At 42.4% G+C, this 323-nt stretch carries 1 pseudogene; it reads left to right on the top strand.

From position 1 onward, the window contains the following. Positions 1-77 precede the first annotated feature (77 nt). A pseudogene (locus tag D0T50_RS13500) lies at positions 78-155 on the top strand (LysE family translocator); the annotation flags it as partial. Positions 156-323: the final 168 nt, after the last annotated feature.

Genomic DNA, 323 nt, shown 5'->3' with positions numbered 1-323 from the left:
AGCGGTCGTTCTTGAAAAACTCCTGTACGGTCATATTGTTTTTACTTGTTGAGCTTCCACTCAAAACCGTCTTTTGTATCTTTTATCTGCAACTATTGGGTAGCGCCATGCTATTGGCATTTGGCTACTATACGTTTCGAACTAATCCGGTGAAGTAACTAAAGTATCTTCTCCTGAATCTCTCATTATTGAAAAAGGGGATTGCGTTCGGTTAAATGGTCAAACTGCCGTTGGGCTATGGTGGACTCATCATTGGTCGCTCTATTTATGGCGATTATATAGCGTATGATGCCGCTTGCCCTGTAGAGGCAGACCGTAAAGTT

It is taken from the genome of Bacteroides sp. 214, assembly GCF_010501015.1.
Classification (GTDB): domain Bacteria; phylum Bacteroidota; class Bacteroidia; order Bacteroidales; family Bacteroidaceae; genus Bacteroides.
Note: the sequence above shows the minus strand (reverse complement) of the source record. Positions and strands in the feature narration are given on the sequence as shown.